The sequence below is a fragment of the Acetobacterium carbinolicum genome (assembly GCF_047456275.1).
GTDB lineage: Bacteria > Bacillota > Clostridia > Eubacteriales > Eubacteriaceae > Acetobacterium > Acetobacterium carbinolicum.
Genome location: NZ_CP173357.1, coordinates 1,021,773 through 1,041,728 on the forward strand (window position 1 = coordinate 1,021,773; position 19,956 = coordinate 1,041,728).

The 19,956-nt window shown below is 41.9% G+C and carries 22 protein-coding genes; all 22 read left to right on the forward strand.

Going from position 1 to position 19,956, the window contains the following annotated elements:
* The first annotated feature begins 2 nt into the window (after positions 1–2).
* The 22 genes from ACIZ62_RS04820 (at position 3) to trpS (ending at position 19,920) form a co-directional block, all read left to right on the forward strand.
* Entirely contained in the window at positions 3–281 is a 279-nt protein-coding gene (locus ACIZ62_RS04820; protein ID WP_014356937.1) for a EutN/CcmL family microcompartment protein, read from the forward strand.
* Positions 282–293: 12 nt separating this feature from the next.
* The gene (locus ACIZ62_RS04825) at positions 294–1,304 is read left to right on the forward strand and encodes a cob(I)yrinic acid a,c-diamide adenosyltransferase (RefSeq protein WP_111887716.1); all 1,011 of its coding nucleotides are present in this window, start codon (positions 294–296) and stop codon (positions 1,302–1,304) included.
* Between the two features lie 28 nt (positions 1,305–1,332).
* Complete coding sequence (locus ACIZ62_RS04830) at positions 1,333–1,743, forward strand: GlcG/HbpS family heme-binding protein (protein WP_111887715.1); 411 nt, start codon at positions 1,333–1,335, stop codon at positions 1,741–1,743.
* A gap of 34 nt (positions 1,744–1,777) precedes the next feature.
* Positions 1,778–3,187, forward strand: a complete 1,410-nt coding sequence (locus ACIZ62_RS04835) for an aldehyde dehydrogenase family protein (RefSeq protein WP_111887714.1) — start codon at positions 1,778–1,780, stop codon at positions 3,185–3,187.
* 14 nt (positions 3,188–3,201) lie between these two features.
* Positions 3,202–4,527 (forward strand): 4Fe-4S dicluster domain-containing protein, encoded by a 1,326-nt coding sequence (locus ACIZ62_RS04840; RefSeq protein WP_111887713.1) that lies wholly within the window; start codon positions 3,202–3,204, stop codon positions 4,525–4,527.
* A 23-nt stretch (positions 4,528–4,550) separates the two neighbouring features.
* A complete protein-coding gene (locus ACIZ62_RS04845) occupies positions 4,551–5,507 on the forward strand; it encodes a hypothetical protein (protein ID WP_111887712.1) in 957 nt (318 codons plus the stop codon).
* A gap of 69 nt (positions 5,508–5,576) precedes the next feature.
* Positions 5,577–6,125 carry a BMC domain-containing protein gene (locus tag ACIZ62_RS04850; RefSeq protein WP_026396043.1) on the forward strand — a complete coding sequence of 183 codons (549 nt, stop codon included), beginning with the start codon at positions 5,577–5,579 and terminating at the stop codon, positions 6,123–6,125.
* A gap of 144 nt (positions 6,126–6,269) precedes the next feature.
* Positions 6,270–7,499, forward strand: a complete 1,230-nt coding sequence (locus tag ACIZ62_RS04855) for a hypothetical protein (protein WP_414151340.1) — start codon at positions 6,270–6,272, stop codon at positions 7,497–7,499.
* Positions 7,500–7,626: 127 nt separating this feature from the next.
* Complete coding sequence (gene dnaX, locus ACIZ62_RS04860) at positions 7,627–9,372, forward strand: DNA polymerase III subunit gamma/tau (protein WP_414151341.1); 1,746 nt, start codon at positions 7,627–7,629, stop codon at positions 9,370–9,372.
* A gap of 87 nt (positions 9,373–9,459) precedes the next feature.
* Positions 9,460–9,804 carry a YbaB/EbfC family nucleoid-associated protein gene (locus ACIZ62_RS04865; RefSeq protein WP_111887710.1) on the forward strand — a complete coding sequence of 115 codons (345 nt, stop codon included), beginning with the start codon at positions 9,460–9,462 and terminating at the stop codon, positions 9,802–9,804.
* A gap of 7 nt (positions 9,805–9,811) precedes the next feature.
* Positions 9,812–10,411: a recombination mediator RecR gene (gene recR, locus ACIZ62_RS04870; RefSeq protein ID WP_111887709.1), complete on the forward strand. Its 600-nt coding sequence runs from the start codon at positions 9,812–9,814 to the stop codon at positions 10,409–10,411.
* 24 nt (positions 10,412–10,435) lie between these two features.
* The gene (gene ptsP / locus ACIZ62_RS04875) at positions 10,436–12,163 is read left to right on the forward strand and encodes a phosphoenolpyruvate--protein phosphotransferase (RefSeq protein WP_322519322.1); all 1,728 of its coding nucleotides are present in this window, start codon (positions 10,436–10,438) and stop codon (positions 12,161–12,163) included.
* Positions 12,164–12,189: 26 nt separating this feature from the next.
* Complete coding sequence (locus tag ACIZ62_RS04880) at positions 12,190–12,453, forward strand: HPr family phosphocarrier protein (RefSeq protein WP_111887707.1); 264 nt, start codon at positions 12,190–12,192, stop codon at positions 12,451–12,453.
* 97 nt (positions 12,454–12,550) lie between these two features.
* Positions 12,551–12,925 carry a YtxH domain-containing protein gene (locus ACIZ62_RS04885; protein ID WP_111887706.1) on the forward strand — a complete coding sequence of 125 codons (375 nt, stop codon included), beginning with the start codon at positions 12,551–12,553 and terminating at the stop codon, positions 12,923–12,925.
* Positions 12,926–12,941: 16 nt separating this feature from the next.
* Entirely contained in the window at positions 12,942–13,298 is a 357-nt protein-coding gene (locus ACIZ62_RS04890; RefSeq protein ID WP_322519323.1) for a DUF948 domain-containing protein, read from the forward strand.
* 158 nt (positions 13,299–13,456) lie between these two features.
* Entirely contained in the window at positions 13,457–13,777 is a 321-nt protein-coding gene (locus tag ACIZ62_RS04895; RefSeq protein ID WP_322519324.1) for an STAS domain-containing protein, read from the forward strand.
* 23 nt (positions 13,778–13,800) lie between these two features.
* A complete protein-coding gene (locus ACIZ62_RS04900) occupies positions 13,801–14,214 on the forward strand; it encodes an ATP-binding protein (protein WP_111887703.1) in 414 nt (137 codons plus the stop codon).
* Positions 14,204–14,956, forward strand: coding sequence for a SigB/SigF/SigG family RNA polymerase sigma factor (locus ACIZ62_RS04905; RefSeq protein ID WP_111887702.1), 753 nt, complete (start codon positions 14,204–14,206; stop codon positions 14,954–14,956). Before ACIZ62_RS04900 ends, ACIZ62_RS04905 begins: the two co-directional genes overlap by 11 nt.
* Before the next feature lie 97 nt (positions 14,957–15,053).
* Positions 15,054–17,132, forward strand: a complete 2,079-nt coding sequence (gene fusA / locus ACIZ62_RS04910) for an elongation factor G (RefSeq protein ID WP_111887701.1) — start codon at positions 15,054–15,056, stop codon at positions 17,130–17,132.
* A 278-nt stretch (positions 17,133–17,410) separates the two neighbouring features.
* The gene (locus tag ACIZ62_RS04915; protein ID WP_111887700.1) at positions 17,411–18,004 is read left to right on the forward strand and encodes a xanthine phosphoribosyltransferase; all 594 of its coding nucleotides are present in this window, start codon (positions 17,411–17,413) and stop codon (positions 18,002–18,004) included.
* A gap of 4 nt (positions 18,005–18,008) precedes the next feature.
* Positions 18,009–18,845, forward strand: a complete 837-nt coding sequence (locus ACIZ62_RS04920) for a glutamate racemase (RefSeq protein WP_242988632.1) — start codon at positions 18,009–18,011, stop codon at positions 18,843–18,845.
* Positions 18,846–18,909: 64 nt separating this feature from the next.
* Entirely contained in the window at positions 18,910–19,920 is a 1,011-nt protein-coding gene (gene trpS, locus ACIZ62_RS04925; RefSeq protein ID WP_111887698.1) for a tryptophan--tRNA ligase, read from the forward strand.
* Positions 19,921–19,956 lie beyond the last annotated feature (36 nt).

Consider the following 19,956-nt stretch of genomic DNA (forward strand, 5'->3'; position numbering starts at 1 on the left):
ATATGCAGTTAGCAAAAGTAGTCGGAAACGTAGTATCAACCCAAAAAGATCCAAATCTTGTGGGGTGTAAACTATTGATAATAAAAAAAATTGACGAATATGGTGAATTTGAAAAATATTCAAGTTCTTCTACAGCAATTGCCGTTGATTCAGTGGGTGCAGGTATTGGCGAAACAGTGATCGTGACATCGGGAAGTAATGCCCGTTATGTATATGGTGACAAGATGGCTCCGCTTGATATGACCATTGTTGGCATTGTTGATGAAATTCAGATTGTTTAGCGGGGTGAAGAGATGCCAAATGTGTATACCCGAGGCGGGGACAAAGGTGAGACCGGTCTTTTTGGATCCAGTCGAACACCGAAGGATAATATCCGTGTCGATGCATATGGAACCATGGACGAAGCAAATTCGACTATTGGTTTAGCCTATTCACTTTGTGAAGATAATGATATCAAAGAAATATTACACTATTTGCAAAAACGAATCTTTGTTTTAGGCGCAGAACTTGCCAGCGATGAAAAAGGCAAGGCGATGCTTGCAGACAGAATTTCTCAGGCCGATGTGGATTACATGGAATGTACAATGGAACAATATCTCGCGATTATTGGTCCCCAAAAAGCATTCATTATCCCTGGCGCCAGTCCCGCATCAGCAGCACTTCACGTTGCTCGAACGGTTGTCCGACGAGGTGAACGATTGATTGTAAAATATAATCGTGAAAATGAAGAAAGTCGTCCGGAATTGGTGAAATTTGTTAATCGGCTTTCAGATACCTTGTTTGTTTTAGCCCGTACCGTCGAGTTTAATGGTTTTGTCAAAGAAATTGTCGATCGGGTAAAAGAAAAACTGAACGCGTTAGAACAGACTGATTTGGATAGCGTTAACAGTGGAGCAAGTAATAAAGATTATTCATTACTCACGTTAGCAAAAAAAATGGCGGCAGCAGCCCGAGTTAAGGCAGAAGAAATCAATGTGCCGATTGTTTTTTCAGTTGTCGACAGCGGTGGTAATCTGGCCTACTTTGAACGCATGGAAGATGCGTTAATGGTTAGCATTGATATTTCAGTGAACAAGGCATATACGGCCAATGCACTGAAAATGTCCACCGATAAGGTTGCCGATGTAGTAAAAGAGAATGGCTCCCTATATGGTCTGCAATGGACAAATAATGGTCGCATGGTTGTTTTTGGCGGGGGTTATCCATTAAAACACAATGGTGAAGTGATTGGCGGAATTGGTGTCAGTGGCGGAAGCGTTGACGAAGATATGATTATTGCCAAGAGTGCTTTGGCTATTTTGTAGAATACTAATTAATCAGGAGGAAGAAAAAATGACGACGACTGGAAAATTATTAGATATGGCAAAAAAAATGGCAGAAGCGGCGGCTGCAAAAGCAATCGAAATTGATGTGCCAATGGTGATTGTAGTTTGTGATGCCAGTGGCAACACGGTTTTATTTAACCGCATGGAAGACTCTTTACTCGCTAGTATGGATATTGCAACGAACAAAGCTTATACAGCCGTTGCGCTTAAAATGGGTACTGATCAAGCAGCCGATCTTGCCAAAGAATCAGGACAACTTTTCGGAATCGCGTCCTGTGATAAAGGTAGAATGGTTGTATTTGGCGGTGGTTTCCCTATTTTTGAAGGGGATAAGATCATCGGAGGTATTGGAGTGAGCGGTGGCAGTGTTGCAGAAGACATGACTGTTGCTCAAGCTGGACTAGACGCATTAAAATAAGACAAAAAATAACACGATCCAGGAGGTACCTTGTATGAATATTGATACAACAGGTATAGAATATATTGTAAAAAAAGTAATGGCTGAAATTGATTGTGCAGTTGATGGTGGTAAGCCTTTAAAAGATGGCGAACTTGGTGTTTTTAATAATATGGAAAATGCCATTGACGCTGCTTTTGAAGCGCAAAAGTCATTTATGAGACAATCGATGGCGTTTCGAAGTAAGTTGATTGCGGCGATGCGAGCTGAAATGCTAAAAAAAGAGAATATGGAAATGATTTGTCAAATGGCGGTTGAGGAAACCGGTATGGGCAACTACGAACATAAGCTTTTAAAACATGAACTGGCCGCAGTTAAAACACCTGGGGTAGAAGATCTTGTTGCAGATGCATTTACCGGAGATGATGGTTTAACCCTGATTGAACAATCACCTTTTGGTGTGATCGGTGCGGTTTCGCCATCAACCAATCCCAGTGAAACGGTTATCTGTAACTCAATTGGCATGCTGGCGGCTGGAAATACGGTTGTATTTGCTCCGCATCCCAGTGCTAAAAAAACCAGCGCTTTAACAGTTAAACTGCTTAACAAAGCAATTTTAGAAGCTGGTGGACCAGAAAATCTGATTGTCACAACAGCTGAACCAACCATTGATAGTGCGAACTTAATGTTTGGCAGTCCCCAAATCACCATGCTCTGTGCAACTGGTGGTCCGGGAGTTGTAAAAACGGTTTTGCAAAGTGGTAAAAAAGCAATTGGTGCCGGAGCGGGAAATCCGCCAGCATTAGTTGATGAAACGGCTGATATTGAAAAAGCTGGAAAAGATATTATTGATGGCTGTTGTTTTGACAATAACTTACCTTGTATCGCTGAAAAGGAAGTGGTTGTTGTTGAACAGGTGGCGGATTATCTGATTTTTAACATGAAAAAAAATGGTGCTTACGAACTGAAAGATGCCAAAAAAATTGCCGAATTAGAAGAACTGGTTATTCCCGGTGGTCGTTTAAGCCGCGATTATGTGGGCAGAAGTGCCAAAGTGATTCTAAAAGGAATTGGGATTGAAGTCGATGATTCGGTTCGGGTAATCATTATGGAAACAGCTAAAGATCATATCTTTGCAGTTGAAGAATTGATGATGCCAATCCTACCAATTGTTCGCGTTAAAAATATTGCCGAAGGAATTGATTTGGCAGTAACCCTTGAGCATGGCAACCGACATACCGCGATTATGCATTCAACAAATATCAATAACTTAACTGAAATGGCAAAAAGAGTGCAAACCACTATTTTTGTTAAAAATGGTCCTTCATACGCTGGTATCGGCGTTGGCGGAGAAGGTTATACAACCTTTACCATTGCCGGTCCTACTGGTGAAGGCCTGACATCTGCTAAGACATTTACTCGTAAAAGAAGATGTGTATTAGTAGGAGGATTTACGATTAAATAATAGAGGTGTTGTTCATGAGCGCAAATTTAGTAGAATTGGTACAAAACGCCGGCATCGTTGGTGCTGGCGGGGCAGGGTTTCCAACCCAGGTCAAATTAAATTGCACCGTTGACACAGTCGTCGTTAACGGCGCAGAATGCGAACCATTATTGCGCGTTGATCAACAACTGATGGCACTGGAGGCTGTTAAAATGTTAACAGCTCTTCAGGCTGTTATGGATCAAACACAAGCAAAGGAAGGCATTATTGGCCTCAAAAAGAAATATACACCTGCTATTGAAGCGATAGACAAAGAATTAATTGCATTTCCGAAGATTAGAATGCACTTGTTGAAAAATTTTTACCCGGCTGGGGATGAACAGGTTCTTGTTTATGAAACAACCGGACGGATTGTTCCTGAAGCCGGAATTCCGTTAAATGTCGGTACATTAGTGATAAATGTGGAGACACTTATAAACATTTATGATATAATGGTAGACAATAAACCGGTTATGGATACATATTTGACATTAACAGGTGAGGTTAAGAACAAACTAACAACAAAGGTACCTTTGGGTATCACCGTTCGTGAAGCTTTGGAATTAGCTGGCGGAACGACCATCGCGGATTTTGTCGTAATTAACGGCGGACCAATGATGGGAAAAATTGTCGATTTAGAGTCAACGATTACAAAAACAACCAAAGGACTGATTGTCTTAGCAAAAGATCATTCGCTGATTATTTCTAAAACAAAGTCCATCAAGGAAACCATGAAAATGGCAGGGATGGCTTGTATGCAATGTAACTATTGTACAGAGCTATGTCCAAGATACGCGTTGGGTCATAACCTGGAACCCCATAAACTGATGCGGATCGCTGCTTATGGTTCAACCTGCGACACGTCCACTCAAGCTACAAACGCTTTTCTATGCTGTGAATGTGGCTTATGTCAATATGCATGCGTAATGGACCTACAACCTTGGAAGTTCAATGCCATGCTCAAGCGAGAATTTGGAAGCAAAGGGATCAAAAATCCTCATCACAATGAACCAACAGCAGCTGTGCCCTTCAGAGAAGGCAAACAGTTTAACGTTTACCGTTTAGTATCACGATTGGGACTGACGAAGTATGATCTTCCGGCCCCGATGGTAAAAACGGAGAAGACGTTTTCGAAAGTCAACCTATTATTGTCACAACATATAGGTGCTCCTGCAGTGGCCGTTGTAAACGTTGGAGATCATGTGGAACGAGGACAACTCATCGGGGATATCCCTGAGGGAAAACTGAGCTCAAAAATTTTTGCTAGTATTAGCGGTAGGATTTCAGCCGCGGATAGTGAGAAAATCACTATCGAGTCCTAAATCATATTTTAAGGGGGATAATTATGGACTTTACAATGTTAATCGCCGCATTTGGCGGTGGCGTATTAGCCACATTTATGGGCGGGATCACAGCCTTTGTTTTCACCGGTTTAACCGTTTTAGCGGCAATCATGGGTGGAGAATTTGGGGCTCCTGCAATTGGTATTATTAGTTTCGGTTCCTGGTTTGGTCCTCATGTTGCCTTCGGTGGTGCTGTAGCAGGTGCTGCGTTTGCAATGACCAGAAATCACATTGAAAATGGTCAAGATATCGTAACACCACTTGTAAAATTTGGTGATCCGATGGTATTGATCGTAGGTGGTATCTTCGGTATGGTTGGTTTCCTGATCCAATACATTGTTGGACCAGTGATTGGACCAGTCGTCTTTGGTGGACTTCTTGGTGAAGGCGCTGCTGGCTGGACTGACACCGTTGCTTTCACTGTTATGCTTTCTGGTATTATTGTTCGTTTAGTATTTGGTAAAACTGGTCTAACGGGAAAAACACCAGCCGGAGAAAAACGCGAATGGATTGCGACCGGAAGCCGTTTAGGTTTTGTACTTACTTATGGCGCTGGTATCGGTATCTTAATTGGTGGTGTTGCTGCTGCCTTAGGAACACTAGGATTAGTTGATGGCGTTGCTGAAGCAGCTTATCTGTTCTCAATGACACCCGTTATTGGTTTTGCAATTGCGGCATTCTCACTGATCTTAATCATGTGTGGTGTTTACTTTGAAGGATGGCATCATATTGTTTTACCTTCAGGTACAACCGCAGTATTAGTGTTCACAGCTACCTTAAATCCTTTTGCTGCAATTATCGGCGGCGCGATTACAGGTATGTTTACAGCTTTCGTAGGCGAATGGGCAGCAAAAACGCTTAACAGTCATTGCGACACCCACATCGACCCTCCAGCCGTAACAATCTTTATAACACAGCTTATCAATACCGTAATTATTGGTGGATTAATCTTAGTTTAATCTTTAGTTGAAGTATTTGGTAAAAATTAAAAAAAATTAAACATTCACAGTATAGAAAGAAGTGGTATTTTGAAAAAAGCAGTTGGTTTTATGGAATTTAAGAGCATTCCAGTTGGTATAGAATCCACTGATGAAATGCTGAAATCCGCAAATGTTGAGCTGCTGATGGCGTCACCTTTATGTCCTGGAAAATACGTCAGTATTATTGCTGGAGATGTGGGAGCCGTCGAAGCATCAATAAAGAATGGGGCACATGTGGGTGGTATCCACATGTTAGAATCTCACGTTATACCGAATATTCACCCCGATGTTCTACCGGCCATGTTAGGCGCCGGTGAAATCGGTGATGTGAAATCGCTAGGTATTGTTGAAACGATTAATGCAATTTCTTCAATTTTGATCGGAGATATTTGTGCGAAAGCATCAAACGTAGAACTCCTTGAAATTCGAATTGCTAGAGGCTTGGGTGGAAAAGGCTTTGTATTAATCACTGGTGAAATTTCTTCTGTTAAGATGGCTATTCAAACAGCACAGACAGAGATGGCTGAATCAAACCTCATTACGAGTTATTCAGTTATCGCTTCACCACATAAGGATATTGCGAAAATCCTGTTTTAGCACAAGAATAAAAACTGAAATGTATAAAAGACAAATGGCTTCGGTCATTTGTCTTTTTATACACTAGATTTCTATTTTTTATAAATGCTCCAAGGCCATTTATAAAAAATAGAACCACACTATGTCATTAAAAAGGAGAGTGTCATGGCTCGAAAAAGTAAACCTAAATCACAATTAATAAAAGAGACTGCGATTCAAAATAATTTGAATACATCGAATTCAAGTGAAGCGGGGAATGAAGAAGTGGGAAAATTGGATGATTTTATAAAAAAAGTTGGCAGAGTGATCACTGGTAAAGAGGAAAGCGCCGAAGATTTGAGTGACAATAATCCCCCGGAAATGAATGAAATAAAAATTGCAGCAGAAGCCAAAGCCAAGGCGGAGGCAGACGCCAAAGCCAAGAAGGAAGCAGAAGCTAAAGCCAAGGCGGAGGCAGAAGCCAAAGCTAGGGCGGAGGCAGAAGCCAAAGCCAAGGCGGCGGCAGACGCCAAAGCTAAGGCGGAGGCAGAAGCCAAAGCCAAGGCGGAGGCAGAAGCCAAAGCTAAGAAGGAGGCAGAAGCCAAAGCCAAGGCGGAGGCAGAAGCCAAAGCTAAGGCAGAGGCAGACGCCGTAGCCAAGAAGGAAGCAGAAGCTAAAGCCAAGGCGGAGGCAGAAGCCAAAGCTAAGAAGGAGGCAGAAGCTAAAGCCAGGGCAGAAGCTAAGGCGGAAGCCGAAGCAAAAGCCAAAAAGGAAGCCGAAGCCAAAGCCAAAAAGGAAGCAGAAGCCAAAGCCAAGGCGGTAGCGGAAGAAAAAGAAAAACAGGAAGCCGAAGAAAAAATTAAGGCAGAATTGGAAGCGGCCGAGGCAAAAGCAAGGGAGCTGGCTAAAAAAGCAGCAGCAGCTAAAGTTGCTGCTGAGGTAAAAGCAAAAGCAGCAGCTGCAAAATCAAAGGATTTACTTGAAAAAGTCCATCAAAAAGCTCAGGATGAAGCAGCGGCACTTAAAAAAGTAGCTGAAGATAAGCGCGTAGCAGAAATAGCTAGAAAAGAACAGGAAGCAAAAAAACGAGCTGAAATTAAAGCGAAAAAAGCGGCCGAAGAAGCAGCGAAATTAAAAGCTGAACAAGACGAGGCAAAAAGAATTGAACGGGCCCGTCAAAAAGCGGTTGAAGATGAAGCTAAAAATAAAATTGAGCAAGAAGAGCGGCTTCGTAAAGAAATTATAAAAAAAGCCAAAGAACTTCAAGAATTGACGGCAAAGGCAGCAGAACGTGCAATTTCAAAAGAACGTAAAGTTCGCGCGGAAATTGCGAAAAAGAAACAGAAAGCTCAAGCACAAAAAGAACAGGCAAAAAAGGCGAAGCGAGAAAAAGATCTGCCATTCCACCTTTTGTAGAAATTAGGGAGTTCCTTTTAAAGGGAACTTCTTTTTTTGTACACTCTGAATGGTTGTATGCTTTGGACTATACAATTAATTCAGATTGTAATATAATAAAATAAAAGTTCAGAATAAAGAGGGAACAATGTCATATTTAGCACTCTATCGGAAATATCGGCCGCAAACCTTTGATGAGATGGTGGGCCAGGATAGTATCACCCGAATACTAAAAAATCAAATTAAATTTAGTCGAATTGGGCACGCCTACCTTTTTTCAGGGATTCGAGGAACGGGAAAAACATCATTGGCAAAGATATTCGCTAAAGCCATCAATTGTCCCAATGGGATTGACGGAAATCCATGTAATCAATGTGATGTTTGTCTAAAAATTGATCGACCGGGCGTTATGGATATCATCGAAATTGATGGTGCATCAAACCGCGGAGTCGATGAAATACGTGAAATTCGGGAACGAATAAAGTACCCTCCAACCGTTGGTCGGTATAAAGTTTATATTATTGATGAAGTTCATATGCTCACTAAGGAAGCGTTTAATGCGCTCCTAAAAACGCTCGAAGAGCCTCCGGAACATGCTGTTTTCATACTGGCCACAACAGAACCGAATAAATGTCCGGTGACAATTTTGTCCCGATGTCAGCGTTATGAAATTCGGCCAATTCCCAAAGCGCTGATTATAAAACAGATGAAAAAGATCTGTCAGGATATTCAGGTGACGATGTCGGAAGAAAGCTATGATTTTATTGCAACTCGGGGTGAAAACTCAATGCGCGATTCGCTTAGTTTATTAGATCAGGTCATCGATTTAAAAGACGATGCCGGAGAAGTAGCATTTTCTGATCTGCTGGCATTTACGGGCATGGCTGATAAACAAAGTATTGGTAATTTAGTAAAGCAAATTATTAATCATGACAGCACTGGAGTTTTAATCGGATTAAGAGGGCTAATCAGCAATGGAAAAGATAATATTTTACTAATGGATCAGCTAATTGAATTTTTGCGGGGGATTTTGATAACGAAAACCGCAAAAGAGACGGCTAAGGAAATTCTACTCTGTACAACTGAGGATTTTGCAGCCTATCAAGAATTTAGTGAACAGCTGAGCTTTAATCAATTATATCAAATGATCAGCCAACTGATTGACGAGAAAAATAAACTAAAATACAGCAGCCTTCAGGGAATTATTGTGGAGATGGCTCTGTTAAAACTATGTTTGGAAGAACAAAAATTGACCCCAAAAGCAGAAATGGTCGCGCAAAAAATAGAGCGCCAGCTATTGCCGCCAATTGCACCTCAAAGCAGACCGGTCACTAAAGCGTCGTTACCTGAAAAAAAGCCGGAAGCAGAACAGCTGCCATCAAAAAGCAGCCTACCTGAGACTGAGTATGATGATCAGGAAGAGGATCGATTTGCTCCCGGTGTAGCTAATTTTGAAGCGGTTCCTGAACATATTGATAAGGAAGGCTTGTCCGGACAAGAAGAAACAGTTTCTCAACCTAAGCCAGATAATAAGAACACGACTGGCGGGAATCGTCATGATGAGATGCGTTTTTTTAAAATTCTCTGTGAGGAAATAGGAAAAACGAACTCCGGGCAGGCGATGTTTTTAAAACGTGGCGAACCGGCTCTGAAAGATGAAGGACATCTAGTGATTATTTATTCGGTGGAGAATAAAAATTTTTATCAGTTTGTTAATAAACCGGAGCTGATTAAAGGTTTTGAAGCAGTGCTGCTTCAAAAAACAGGAAAATCCATTATGGTTTCAATCCAGTTGGAAGAAGAAAATTTTAATCAGCTCGATCTACTTGAAAAAACCCTGCGAATCGTTAACAATGAAGCTGTAAAAATAATCAAAACCGAGGATGAACAATAAAATTAGGTTAAAAAGATAGTGATATCCATGGACTATTAGTGTTATAATAATGAAGTTATTAAGAATAGAGAACTATAGGAGGATAGAATGGCAAAAAGAAAAATGCCGGCCGGAATGGGCGGCGGTAATATGAATAACATGATGAAACAAGTGCAGAAAATGCAACAAGATATGGCAAAATTACAAGAAGAACTGGAAGAACGCGAAGTTGAGGCGACAGCCGGTGGTGGTGCGGTTAAAGTTGTAGCGACTGGTAAAAAAAATATTTTATCGATTAAGATTGATCCTGAAGTAATTGACGAAGACGATATTGAAATGCTTGAAGACCTGGTGTTGGCAGCGGTTAATGAAGCCATTGTTAAAGCAGAGGAGATGGTAAATAGCGAAATGGGAAAAATTACCGGTGGCATGAATATTCCGGGTTTAATGTAGGCGATCGATGGGATACTACCCGAAAACCCTTGAGCGGTTAGTTCAGGAGTTGGGAAAACTGCCCGGCATCGGAGAAAAATCGGCCCAACGGTTAGCGTTTCACATAATCAATCTCTCAGATGAAGAAATATCAAGCCTATCTGAGGCCTTAGTTTTGGCGAAAACAAAAATCGTATTATGTCAGAAATGTTTTACCATCACGGATAAAGAGATCTGTGATATTTGTGAGAACCCAAAGCGGGATCAGCAAACCATCTGTGTGGTTCAAAATAGTCGTGATATTTTTGCCATTGAGAAAACGCGGGAATACCATGGCCTGTACCATGTTTTGCACGGCGCCATTTCACCACTGGACGGCATTGGACCTGCGGACATCAAAGCCCGGGAACTCTTACTGCGCATTGGTGAAAGCGATATAAAAGAGGTTATCATGGCAACCAATGCGACGGTCGAAGGCGAGGCAACTGCTATGTATCTCGGAAACCTGATTAGTCCTCTCGGGGTGAAGGTTACCCGTTTGGCTAAGGGCATCCCCATTGGTGCTGACCTTGAATATACAGATGAAATAACATTAATTAAAGCCTTTGAAGGAAGAAATGAGATCTAAACCTTTAAGAAAAGGAGAATGAAGATGTTTGTTAAAGAAGGAATTATTGCATCGCCTGGTATTGTTATTGCCAAGGCACTCGTTTATGAAAAAATTCAGGTGGAAGTTAACAAAAGTAAAATTGAAGACGCCGAGGCTGAAATTGTCAAATTCCAGAATGCGCTAAAGAAAAGTCATGAGCAATTAGAAACCATTCGAGCAAAAGCCGTCAGTGAACTTGGTGCAGAAGAAGGTGCAATTTTTGAAGCCCATGCGATGGTTTTGGATGATCCGGAATTTGTAGAAGGGGTTGAATTAGAAATCAATGACAATCACCTGAGTGCGGATCATGCGGTTAAAATCGTCACGGACCGGTTCTATGAAATATTTGATCAGATGGATGACCCTTATTTCAGTGCCCGGGCTGCTGATATTAAAGATGTAGGGACCCGGGTTCTCCATAATATTCTGGGAATTGTCCAGGCAGATTTGTCCCAACTCGATGACGATGTCATTATCATTGCCGATGATCTGACACCTTCGGATACGGCACAAATGGATAAGAAACGGGTGATGGGTTTTGCGACTAACATCGGTAGCCGAACATCTCACACCGCTATTATGGCCCGTAGTCTCGAAATTCCCGCGGTACTTGGTTTAGGTGACATCACTGAGACCGTTAAAAGCGGGGATTTAATGGTGGTAGATGGTTTGACGGGTAAGGTATGCGTTAATCCAACTAAAGAACAACTAAAATCATATGAAAACGAGAAACTGAAATACCAGAATTATCTAAAAGAATTGGAAGAACTAAAAGACCTGGACGCGGTCACCTTAGACGGTAGAAAAGTTGAACTGGTTGGGAATATTGGTGAACCCAATGACGTGGCTGGCGTTCTGAAGAATGGTGGAGTCGGGGTTGGACTCTATCGAACTGAGTTTTTATACATGAACAGCGAAGTAATGCCCAGTGAAGAAAAACAGTTTGCAGCTTACCGGTCCGTTTTAGAAGCGTTTCCTGATGGGCCGGTAATTATTCGGACGCTGGATATTGGTGGTGACAAAAAATTGCCGTATTTACCAATGGATGAAGAATTAAATCCCTTTTTAGGCTTGCGGGCAATCCGGCTATGTTTCAAAGAAATTGGATTATTCAAAATCCAGCTCCGGGCCATTTTGCGCGCCAGCGTTTATGGACATGCCCATATCATGTTTCCGATGATTTCATCCATTACCGAGGTAAGACAGGCAAAAACGATCCTTTTAGATTGTATGAAAGAGCTCGATGAGGAGCAGCTACCCTATGATAAGGCGGTCAAGGTAGGTGTAATGATTGAAATTCCATCGGCTGCCATTGCCGCCGATATTATTTCAAAAGAGGTCGATTTCTTCAGCATTGGCACCAATGATCTCTGCCAGTATACGCTGGCGGTAGACAGAATGAATCAGGACGTGTCCTATCTGTACGATCCGTTTAATCCGGCTATTCTGCGTCTGATTAAACAGGTTACGGCAACATCAAAAGATAACTTTTTCACCGGCATGTGTGGTGAAATGGCCGGCGATCCGTTAGCGGCGATCCTGCTTTTGGGACTGGGCCTTTATGAATTTAGTATGAGTGCACTGTCAATTCCTCAGATAAAAAAAATCATTCGCAGCGTTCGTTATGAAGATGCAAAAAAAATTGCACAAGCTGCACTTGATATGGAAACCGGTGAGGAAATAATGGATTTTGTTAAAGACTCAATGAAAAAATTGAACTTAAATATTTAAAAAAAGAATCATTAGGAGGAATTACAATGGTAAAAAAAGAAGTGACTGTATTAAATGCAACAGGTTTGCATGCCCGCCCAGCGTCGATGTTTGTTCAAACAGCGGGTAAATTTAAATCAAAGATATTCGTAATTAAAGAGGGAAACTCAATAAATGCCAAAAGTATCATGGGTATTATGGCAGGCGGGATTTCTCAGGGGACAACGGTCGAAATTCAGGCCGAAGGTGATGATGAAGCCGAAGCAGTGGATGCCTTGGTACAATTAATCAACGATAAGTTTGGCGAGTAAGTTTCTTTGAATTAAAAAATAAAATAAAAAACTGTTAATTAAGGGTGTTTTGAGGTAAAATGTAGTAAATATCACAATGAAAGTGGAGGAATTTAAAATGAGCAGTAACAAATTATATTTTGTTGGTGGGCTTTTTCTAGGAACCATCATCGGCGGAACCTTGGGTGTATTATTAGCACCAGCAGCAGGCGATGAAACGCGAAAAAAATTGGCTGATGGTACTGAAGAAGTCCTGGGAAATGCCTATGATCAAGCCGTGGAATATGGTGAAAATCTCAAAGAACAATTCCAGGACATGCAAGAACAATTTACAGAACGCGTTAATGAATACAAAAACCAGATCGAAAGCAAAATTCAGGAAATTCAGGACGAAGTTGAACAGGATATTGCTGATTTAAGCGACGAGCTGGAAGCCCTTGAAAAAGAAGAAGCTGAATTGTCAGAAGAAGTTGCTGATAAAGAAGAAGCGTAAGGGTTGGACATTATAAATGATAACGTTAAATTTTAGCTTGTGGGAATTAGCTCTGTTATTAGTCGGAGTTGCCTTTGTGGTCGGAACGGTATATTTAGTCAAACTTTTTAAAAGTCTGGCAGCAACCTTTGACACAACCACCAAGCTGATGGAAGATAATCGTCTGGCGCTTCGTAGTATTATGGAAAATGCCGATGAAATAAGTAAATCCACAGCGCACGTGGTAGAGAAGTCCAGTGTGATGGTGGATGAGGTTGAAGTTGCGCTAAATACCATTAAACATGATGTCATTGATCCGGTGGTAAAGGCCGCATCGGTATTAAAAAGAGGCTTGGGAATTTTTCAAACCAGAAATAGAAAAGATAAGGTATAGGCCGTGGATTACAACCCTAGGCCCAATGACGGTAAGTGCCTCATTGGGTCTAGTTTTGGATTCATCAGAAGGCCGGCAATTGGCGACCGCCTCTAATAAAGCGGCGGACAAAAAAAGAGCTTTCTTTTCGAACAGATTAATTGTGAAATGGAGTTTATATGAATAGCAATAACATAACACAAATGGGAAAAACAAGTATGGTCAGTATTAAAGGCGAAATCGACATTTATTCCATCGAGAAATTTAGAGAATCAATTGAAAGAGAAATTAAAACAAAGGCAACCGAAATTATTCTGGATTGTTCCGAGTTGTCCTATATGGACAGTACCGGCATGGGCGTTTTAATCGAACTGAGAAACAAGTCCAAAGAAATGGGACAACGGATTATTATGATGAACCCGCGACCCAATATTAAAAAGTTATTATCCCTTACAGGGGTTGATAAAATAATTGAAATTGTGGACAATCCTGCTAACTAAGCAAATTGAGAAGGGGAAAAAGAATGGATAGTATAAAACTGACACTGCCAACCAAACCCGAATATGTCAGCTTGGCACGTCTTACAATTGCATCAGTGGCAAACACGATGGGCTTTTCCATTGGCGATGTGGAAGATCTGAAAGTTGCAGTGTCTGAGGCCTGTACTAATGCACTAACCCACAGCAATAATCCAGACCCAAGCTATGACTTGACCTATGTTGTGGAGCATCAGAAGTTGGTCTTTACGGTAACCGATCGAGGTGTTGGATTTGAACCAGAAACTGTGGAAATGCCAGATCTTAATGGCAAACAATTGGGCGGCTTTGGTTTATTTATCATCAAATCACTAATGGATAGGGTGGAAATTATTAGTGAGCGAGGGTCAGGAACTTCAATTACCATGATTAAGAACCTATCGACGGCCCATGAAGTATGAGCGAAAAATCAGTAAAGAAGATGTCAAAAAGTTATTTATCGAGTACGAACAAACAAAAGACCGTGAATTAAGAGACTTGCTTATAGAAAATTATCTCTACATCCCTAAAATTCTTTCCCGCAAATATGGGCATCGAAATGGTGATAATGAAGATATTTTTCAGGTTGCCTGTCTCGGTTTAATGTACGCGGTGGAGCGGTTTGATGTCAGCAGAGGTTATGAATTTGATACCTTTGCCACGCCGACGATTATTGGTGAAATAAAGCGTTATTATCGGGATCGCGAATGGCTGATTCGAATTCCAAGGAAGGTTCAGGATCTTAATCGGGAGATTAATCAAACTCGGACAACCCTGGAGCATAAGTTGATGCGTTCACCAACCATTTCTGAAATTGCTGTTTATCTGGAGATCACTGAGGAAAGCATTATCAAAGCGATGGAAAGTAGTAATGCCTATTATCCTAAATCACTATCGATGGAATACGAAAGCAACCAGGATGGGCAGGAGGTCAGCTTGATGGATCTTTTGGGAAACAGGGATAGCAACATGGAAAATGTGGAAAATATTGATCTTCTAAAGCAGAAGATTGAAGCGCTTAATCCGGTTGAACGGATTATAGTAGAACAGCGTTTTTTCCGGGGCAAAACACAAAAAGAAGTGGCAGAATTCATTAATAAGTCTCAGATGACCGTATCGCGAATTGAAAAAAAAGTGATGAAAAAGATAAAAGAGGATCTATGAGCAAATTTTTGTAGATTATTTTTCTAAAATATTATAAAATAGCCCTATACCAAAAAAACAATTAAATCATTGGCAAAATAAGCGAGGGGGAAACAGCATGAAAACGTATCCAACAAAGAACATCCGTAACATTCTTATACTAGGTCACGGTGGGAGCGGAAAGACAACCTTGACTGAAGCATTGGCATTTAATGCAGGTGCCGTTGATCGTATGGGAAAAATTGACGAGGGAAACACCCTATCGGACTTTGATCCAGAAGAAAAGAGACGAAAGTTTTCAATTTCTTCATCGATTATTCCTTTAGAATTTGGTGGACATAAGATCAATCTTATTGATGTGCCAGGTTATTTTGATTTTATTGGGGACGCCTATGCAGCACTTCGGGTAGCTGATGCCGTAATTATCGTCGTGGATGCATTGTCAGGTGTTCAGGTAGGAACTGAAAAAGCCATTGAGCTATTAGAAAAAGCAAATGTACCAGCATTTATTGTTGTTAATAAAATGGATCGCGAAAATGCGACCTTTGCAAAGGTCATGGACGAATTAAAAGAAACCTTTGGCAATAAGATTGTGCCCTTTGAATTACCAATGGGTGAAGGCGAAGCCATGAATGGTGTTGTTAATATTGTTGACATGACCGGTAGCCAGAGAAAAGAGAATCGCTGTTTTGACGTGGTCATCACAGACGAAATGAAAGCAGAATTAGAACCTTATCGGGATATGATTATGGAATCAGTGGCTCAGACGAGCGAAGCACTGATGGATAAATATTTTGAAGGCGAAGAATTAACCCGGGATGAAATTCATAGTGGTATTCGCAAAGGGGTTATCGATGGTGAGTTGATGCCGGTGTTATGTACCTCAGCAACCCTGAATATCGGGGTTGAAACCCTGGAAAATATGCTCATCGAGTATCTTCCATCACCGGGCGAAGGAAAATTTGAAGTGGGCAAGGACCCCCGGAATAAAAAAGAAATTGAACGGAAATGCAGTAACAATGAACCCTTTTCAGCACTGGTATTCAAAACCATTGCGGACCCATACGTTGGCAAATTGTCAATTTTTAAGGTAATGTCAGGGATTCTCGACCATTCCGTAGAAATATATAATGCTACCCAGGAAATAAAAGAAAAAGCCAATCATATTTACGTACTCAGAGGAAACAAGCAGATTGAGGTTGAGAAACTCGAAGCTGGGGATATCGGCGCCTTTTCTAAATTAAGTGATACGGTTACTGGGGATACCTTAACCAGTGTCAAATCACCGATTGTTTATGATAAAATTGAATTGCCCAAACCAATTATCGCCATGGCCATTGAGCCCAAAACCAAGGCCGATATTGATAAACTGGCCACCGGACTCCATCGACTGGTGGAAGAAGATCCAACGATGACGGTGAGCCGTAATAAAGAAACCAAACAAACGCTGGTCTCTGGTTTGGGAGAAATGCATCTGGAAATTATTTCTCAAAAACTAAAACAGAAGTTTGGCGTTGATGTTAATCTGGTTGATATGAAGGTTCCCTACCGGGAAACCATTAAGAAAAAAGCAACCGCTGAAGGAAAACACAAAAAACAATCCGGTGGCAGCGGCCAGTTTGGTCATGTCTGGATTGATTTTGAGCCAGGAAGCGACCCCAATGCTCCATTCCAGTTTGTTGACAAGGTTGTTGGTGGAGCCGTTCCCAGAAACTTCATCCCAGCCGTTGAAAAGGGTCTGGAATTATGTATGATTGAAGGTGTACTGGCCGGCTATCCGGTCACCGGCGTTAAGGCAACACTCTATGATGGTTCCTACCACGCGGTTGACTCTGATGAGATGTCCTTTAAAATGGCAGCCACAGCAGCTTACCGAAAAGGTATGAAGGACGCGGCACCGGTTATTCTAGAACCCATTTATCATGTTGATATTACCGTACCGGAAGAGTACATGGGCGATATCATGGGTGATTTAAACAAAAAGCGCGGTCGAATTATGGGAATGGATTCAGCTTCAGGTGGAAAACAACGGATTATGGCTGAGGCCCCGCTGGCAGAAATGTTTAAGTATGCCACCGAGCTACGCTCTATGACCCAAGCCAGAGGCGAATTCTCGATGGAGTTTGTCCGCTATGAAGAAGCACCAATGATCATTTCCGAAAAAGTGATTGTCGCAGCTCAAAAAGAAAAAGAATAATCAAAGTGAATTAGTAGGTAACCTTGCAGGAAAAAAATCCTGAGAGGTTGCGAAAAAACGTCCGTAGACCAATTGTTAATCAGTTGTGTGTCGCAAATCGTATCGACTAGCACCGTGTTCGCTTTGATGCACACAATACGCGATAACAATTGTCGGTACTACTTTATCTATTTGCTTTAAAGAGAAACGCGCGGGAAGAAATTCCCGCGCGTTTTGCGTGTGTTCAAATTTATAAGAGTATGTTATAATAGTTCGATTAGGATACGAAGGAGCAGTCAATGGAATTATTAGAACAAAAAATTAGACAAGAAGGTCGTGTCAAAGGCCAGGGAATCCTTAAGGTGGATTCATTTTTAAATCACCAGTTGGATGTAGCGTTATTTGATGAAATGGGAAAGGCTTTTGCCAAACGCTTTGCCGGAGAGGGAGTCAACAAAATCCTGACCATCGAGACATCGGGGATTGCCATTGCAACTTGCACGGCCAGATATTTTGACTATTGTCCGGTGGTTTTTGGAAAAAAATATGTGTCACTCAATTTAGATCAGGAAATTTATTCCAGTGATGTATACTCCTATACCAAACAGCAGGCCTATAAAATTATGGTCTCAAAAAAGTATTTAAGGCCGACCGATCGTATTTTAATTATCGACGATTTTTTGGCCAATGGCAAGGCGGCAGAAGCCTTAATTGATTTGATCAATCAAGCCGGTGCTACCTTAGTTGGGGTGGGCATTGCTATCGAAAAAGGATTTCAGGATGGCGGGGCATTGATTCGTCAGCAGGGAATTGTTCTGGAGTCATTGGCAATCATTGATGGTATGAGTGAGGACGAAGGAATCGTATTTCGTGATCAATCGGGAAAGAAGTGAAAGAATGGACAACAATGGACCGATTGGGGTTGTTGATTCGGGCATTGGTGGTTTTACAGTATTAAAAGCACTTCAAGACCGACTGCCCAATGAAAATTATCTCTATTTTGGCGATTCAATGCGAATGCCTTATGGTGAGCGGGAAAATGATGAATTAATCATGCTGGCCAATACCATTATCAGTGAGTTGGAAAATAGAGGGGTTAAAGCTGTGGTTTTAGCCTGTAATACGCTTTCTTCTCTGATTGTCGAACTGAGCGCCCGAGTGCCTTTATTCAGTGTCATTGAGGCTGGCGTCCAGGAAACCCTGAACTGGCGGGACCGGGGTTTGGTAGGACTGATTGCCACCACGGCAACGGTTAAAAACCGGGGCTATGAAAAGGAACTGGAGTTGTGGACGCGCGATGTGGAGTACATTGCCCAGGGAACGCATACCTTAGCCAAGGTCATTAACGATGGCCAGGGAGATCTGAAAATATTAAAAAACAATATCCGGGAAGCCGTGGAACCAATTTTACTTAAGGGCATCAAACAAGGAATCGTCATTGAAGAACTGTTGCTGGGGTGCACCCATTTTCCGATTGTGGCGGTGACCATCCGGCAGATGTATCCGGAGCTGGAACTAATTAATCCAGCCAATGGTCTGGTTCGCCAGCTTACCAAGCACCTGACTGAGTTTAACTATTTCAACTCCCGGGACGACATTGGCAGCACCCAAATTCTCACCACTGCCGATTATGATATTTTTGTGCGGATGATTAAAGAGTTGGAGATCGATTGTGATTCTCTGGAAATGACAGAACTACACTTACCATCAACCAGCACATCAGTAAGTTTTTAAAACGCTAACCTGGCGGTTTTTTCTTTTATTAACGAAAGAACAGCCATTAAATAAGGAGTAAAACATGACAATAGAAGCACCCGTAAAAAAAATTGTATACAGTGGCATCCAACCATCGGGGACCTTTACCATCGGAAATTATTTTGGTGCCATGAAAAACTGGGTAACGATGCAGGAAGATTATCGTAGTCTTTTTTGTGTGGTGGATCTTCACGCCATCACCATGCCCCAAAACCCGGCCGATTTGCGCAGGCGGACCTACGAATCGATTGCGCTGCTGTTAGCCCTGGGTATTGATCCTGAAAAATCGATTCTTTATGTGCAGTCGATGGTGCCGGAGCATTCAGAATTGGCCTGGATTTTAAATTGTTCAACCTATATGGGCGAACTCAGCCGGATGACCCAGTTTAAAGATAAATCCCAAAAACAGGGGGAAAACATCCGGGTCGGTCTTTTTGACTATCCGGTGTTGATGGCTGCGGATATTCTTCTTTATCAAACCGATTTAGTCCCGGTCGGCAATGATCAGCGCCAACATGTCGAACTGGCCCGGGATATTGCCATACGTTTTAATCAGAATTTTGGCAATGTGTTTAAGGTGCCGGAAGCTTATTTTGGCGATTCTGGGGCGCGTATTATGAGTCTTCAGGAGCCGGGACGAAAGATGTCCAAATCAGATGAAAACAGCAATGCGTTTATCTCATTGCTGGATGACTCTAAAACGATTGTGAAAAAGTTTAAACGAGCAGTCACCGATTCGGATATGGCTGTTTATCATAATCGCGAAGAAAAACCCGGTGTTTCTAATTTAATGGAAATCTATTCTTGTGCCACCGGAAAAAACCTAGAAGAGATCACCCGTGAATTTGACGGCAAGGGTTATGGCGATTTCAAGCTGGCTGTCGGCGAAACCGTTGCCGATACCTTGCTGCCGGTTCAAAATGAGTATCATCGGCTACTGGGGGAAAAGGCGTATCTGGAGCAGATCATGCATGTTCACGCCGAAAAGGCGTCCCAGATTGCCTGGAGAACCCTGTCAAAGGTGCGTAAAAAAGTTGGCTTTGTGACCGTATAATAAGGGTTTGGCGTGATGTTGCCGTACCGACCAATT

Coding starts and splice junctions, on each gene's coding strand:
- ACIZ62_RS04830 (WP_111887715.1), top strand. CDS start 1,333: ATGACGACGACTGGAAAATTATTAGATATGGCAAAAAAAATGGCAGAA.
- ACIZ62_RS04825 (WP_111887716.1), top strand. CDS start 294: ATGCCAAATGTGTATACCCGAGGCGGGGACAAAGGTGAGACCGGTCTT.
- ACIZ62_RS04855 (WP_414151340.1), top strand. CDS start 6,270: ATGGCTCGAAAAAGTAAACCTAAATCACAATTAATAAAAGAGACTGCG.
- ACIZ62_RS04835 (WP_111887714.1), top strand. CDS start 1,778: ATGAATATTGATACAACAGGTATAGAATATATTGTAAAAAAAGTAATG.
- dnaX (WP_414151341.1), top strand. CDS start 7,627: ATGTCATATTTAGCACTCTATCGGAAATATCGGCCGCAAACCTTTGAT.
- ACIZ62_RS04905 (WP_111887702.1), top strand. CDS start 14,204: ATGAAGTATGAGCGAAAAATCAGTAAAGAAGATGTCAAAAAGTTATTT.
- ACIZ62_RS04845 (WP_111887712.1), top strand. CDS start 4,551: ATGGACTTTACAATGTTAATCGCCGCATTTGGCGGTGGCGTATTAGCC.
- ACIZ62_RS04865 (WP_111887710.1), top strand. CDS start 9,460: ATGGCAAAAAGAAAAATGCCGGCCGGAATGGGCGGCGGTAATATGAAT.
- ACIZ62_RS04915 (WP_111887700.1), top strand. CDS start 17,411: ATGGAATTATTAGAACAAAAAATTAGACAAGAAGGTCGTGTCAAAGGC.
- ACIZ62_RS04885 (WP_111887706.1), top strand. CDS start 12,551: ATGAGCAGTAACAAATTATATTTTGTTGGTGGGCTTTTTCTAGGAACC.
- fusA (WP_111887701.1), top strand. CDS start 15,054: ATGAAAACGTATCCAACAAAGAACATCCGTAACATTCTTATACTAGGT.
- ACIZ62_RS04890 (WP_322519323.1), top strand. CDS start 12,942: ATGATAACGTTAAATTTTAGCTTGTGGGAATTAGCTCTGTTATTAGTC.
- ACIZ62_RS04900 (WP_111887703.1), top strand. CDS start 13,801: ATGGATAGTATAAAACTGACACTGCCAACCAAACCCGAATATGTCAGC.
- ACIZ62_RS04840 (WP_111887713.1), top strand. CDS start 3,202: ATGAGCGCAAATTTAGTAGAATTGGTACAAAACGCCGGCATCGTTGGT.
- trpS (WP_111887698.1), top strand. CDS start 18,910: ATGACAATAGAAGCACCCGTAAAAAAAATTGTATACAGTGGCATCCAA.
- ACIZ62_RS04820 (WP_014356937.1), top strand. CDS start 3: ATGCAGTTAGCAAAAGTAGTCGGAAACGTAGTATCAACCCAAAAAGAT.
- ACIZ62_RS04895 (WP_322519324.1), top strand. CDS start 13,457: ATGAATAGCAATAACATAACACAAATGGGAAAAACAAGTATGGTCAGT.
- ACIZ62_RS04880 (WP_111887707.1), top strand. CDS start 12,190: ATGGTAAAAAAAGAAGTGACTGTATTAAATGCAACAGGTTTGCATGCC.
- recR (WP_111887709.1), top strand. CDS start 9,812: ATGGGATACTACCCGAAAACCCTTGAGCGGTTAGTTCAGGAGTTGGGA.
- ACIZ62_RS04920 (WP_242988632.1), top strand. CDS start 18,009: ATGGACAACAATGGACCGATTGGGGTTGTTGATTCGGGCATTGGTGGT.
- ptsP (WP_322519322.1), top strand. CDS start 10,436: ATGTTTGTTAAAGAAGGAATTATTGCATCGCCTGGTATTGTTATTGCC.